The sequence below is a fragment of the Chamaesiphon polymorphus CCALA 037 genome (genome assembly GCF_003003845.1).
Taxonomy (GTDB): domain Bacteria; phylum Cyanobacteriota; class Cyanobacteriia; order Cyanobacteriales; family Chamaesiphonaceae; genus Chamaesiphon; species Chamaesiphon polymorphus.
Genome location: NZ_PVWO01000611.1, coordinates 1 through 3009, shown reverse-complemented (window position 1 = coordinate 3009; position 3009 = coordinate 1). Strand labels below are relative to the sequence as shown.

General features: G+C 51.3%; 1 protein-coding gene and 1 pseudogene. One reads left to right on the top strand and one right to left on the bottom strand.

Annotated features, from left to right (window positions below; genetic code table 11):
• Nucleotides 1-1094, top strand: a pseudogene (locus C7B77_RS27160) (hypothetical protein); the annotation flags it as partial.
• Between the two features lie 264 nt (nt 1095-1358).
• Here C7B77_RS27160 and C7B77_RS27155 read toward each other — a convergent pair.
• Nucleotides 1359-2822 carry a glycoside hydrolase family 13 protein gene (locus C7B77_RS27155; protein ID WP_106312378.1) on the bottom strand — a complete coding sequence of 488 codons (1464 nt, stop codon included), beginning with the start codon at nt 2820-2822 and terminating at the stop codon, nt 1359-1361.
• Between the last annotated feature and the right edge of the window lie 187 nt (nt 2823-3009).

The following is a 3009-nucleotide window of genomic DNA, read 5'->3' as shown; positions in this document are numbered from 1 at the left end:
CTCCCACCCCCATCCATCCTGCCATGACCCCAGCAGAACAACCTCACAACTCCAGTAGCGCAAATCCAGACAATAATCGAGCCAAAACAGACCAAGCGATCGAGACGATCTATACCACGGTTGAAGCACAACCCGATCGCACTGACTGGTTGACAGTGGTGAGCAATCTCCGCCAAATCAACCGCCATCTAGTTGAAGAAATTGCCAGATTAGAACAAGCTTTGGCATCTGCCAAACAGACATTACATACTCACAAAGAAGCCAATCAGAGCCACGAAATTACCATCTTGCAACAACAAGATGAACTGAGAACCGCACACGATCGCGTCGGTGCGCTCTTCCAACAACTAGAAACTTCTCACCAAATCGGTCAACGCCAACAGACGCTGATCGAAACCCTCTCCCAACAACTAGAAATCGTTCAAACCGTCGTCCCCCAAATCGAAGCCGAACACGAAGAACTGCGGCAACAATACGATTTACAATCGCAAAAACTGATCAAAACCGAGCGCGTCGCGATCGAACTCCATCGGCGGCTGAAGCTGCTCCAAGCCCATGGAGCCAGCCAATCGACACCTGCTGGCACTTCGACTCAGCCACAGTCAGATCCGATCGATCCGACTCCTTTTAGTGGCGAACTATCTGGCGAAATCGCCACTTACAAATCGACTGTCGATCGATCGACTCCCCTGCGTACCGACATCTCCACCGCCAAAATCGATCCAGCACCCCCCGCAGCACCGCTAGCGGCTCCCAAAATCGAAATGCCTGACTGGACGCCATCGGCTCCCAACCGAGCCAAAAACACCATCCTACCGCCACCTCAACCCTCCTCACCAGGCGGCTGGCGCGAAGCCATTCGCCAAGACAGAGAGATACATCCTCATCGCGACCTCTACCAGCCTGTGCCAGCTCCCGTAGCTGCTGCCACATCTCTATCGACAGAAACCAGCGATAAAGAAAGTACCGCCTTCAACGACCTCAAAATTGCCGAATCATCTCCAAATTGGCCAGCACCCACCGTCAATCGCGGCAGCGTTGCTAAAGCCGCCAAAATCGATCTGCCTAAATTCCCCAAACGAGCAGAAAACTAATCTTTCGGATGTTGCCGATCTGAGGTAGGATTCTCTGTTTTTTCGCGAACATACAGAACTAGCGGAATGTGGGTTATATTATATTCCTCTGGCTAAACAATAGTCTGGAAACCTATGGTCATCTACTCGATCGTCCCTAATATTGTCTGAACTATGATTAACACGATCGACTGATGGACTATGACGATTCTGCGAGCCAATAATCTTCGTCCATCTATGTAATCCCATAAATCATAGTTCGGATAATATGTTCTTTGTCGGGAATCACATTAATATACAGCCGCTCCGAGGTGGGATGTCGATCGTCAGAGTCCCCGCTTTATTATCTGGTTCAAACTCCATTTCCGCCGTACCAAACACCAACTGTTTCGGCTGCGATTTAGAGCTTAGACTGGCTAAATCCAAACTTATTTTTACCGATTCCAAACCGATATTCACCGCGACGACGATCTCTTCATCATCGAGGCTGCGCGCGAACGCATAACCATTGCCTTGGGCAAATAGTACCCGATAAGTGCCAATTCGCAAGGCACGATGAGCTTTGCGTAAAGCAATCAGTTCGCGGTGGTAGTCGAACACCTCTCGATCCCACTCCGTTTCGGCTGGAAATCCGCGCCGCGCATCTGGATCGAGCGCACCGACTAAGCCGACTTCATCGCCATAATAAATACTCACCGCACCTGGAAAAGTTAGTAACAGTAGCGTACCTAAAGCCATGCTCGCCCGATCGCCTTGCGCGATCGAAATCAGTCTGGCGGTATCGTGACTGGCTAATTGATTTAATTGTGTCAGTTGAATTTCCCAGGGATAGAGATCGAGCAATGCCTGAATTTTTTGGGCGTAATCGGGGGCTGTAAGAGCTGGGTAGGGGTCGTAACTGCGCGAGATGACTAAATCCATCGCCACGCGATCGCCAGCGACAAAGGCGATTGTCGGTGCAGTAAATAAATAATTCATCACGCCGTCGAACTGGGTACCGTCGAGCCAATGGCGGGCATCGCGCCAGACTTCGCCGACGATATAGGCTTCGGGGTTAATGGCTTTGACTCGATCGCGAAATTCTTGCCAAAAGCCCTCTGTTTTAATTTCAAACGGAACATCCAGCCGCCAGCCGTCGATACCGACGCGAATCCAGTGTTCGGCGATCTGCATCAGGTATTCGCGGACGTCTGGATTGTCGTGATTGAAGACGGGTAGGGCGCGATTGCCGACCCAACCTTTGTAGTTAGCTGGTAGGGAGCCATCGTAGGCAGACAGCGGCCAATCGTAGATGGTAAACCAATCTACCCAGGGGGAGTTGGGGCCGTTTTCTAAGATGTCATTGAAGAAGAAGAAGCCTCGGCTGGCATGGTTAAAGACGCCATCGAGGACGACTTTCATGTCGCGTTGGTGGGCGGCATTTAGGAGCGATTCAAATGCCCGATTGCCACCGAGGATCGGATCGACTTGGTAGAAGTCGTGGGTGTGGTAGCGGTGGTTGCAGGTGGACTGAAAAATTGGGGTGAAGTAGAGGGTGTCGATGCCTAAGTCTTGAAGGTAATCGAGCTGTTCGATGACGCCCCACAGGTCGCCGCCTTTATAGCCTTGGAGGGTTGGCGGTGCGTTCCAATCTTCCCAGTGGGGGTTTTTTAGGAGGGGTTGTTGGGGGTGGTTGCCGATGGCGAATCGATCGGGAAATATTTGATAGAAGATGGCGTGTTTGACCCATTCTGGTGTGTAAATTGACATGGTTAAAGATTATTTGTGCTGAGGGGCGGTATCTTGTTTAATCCTTATTTCTAAACATAGCGGCAAAAGATATTTACTGGTGCTTGGGGGAGGTTACTGGTGCTAGTAGAACCCGGATCTGGGGGTTCCGACCCCCAGACCCCCCGTTGAGGGGCGGGACGCCGCCCCTCAAACTCCCCTGCGTATG

Excerpts from the sequence above, each read along its gene's own strand:
- C7B77_RS27155 (WP_106312378.1), bottom strand. The coding sequence starts at position 2,822 with ATGTCAATTTACACACCAGAATGGGTCAAACACGCCATCTTCTATCAA.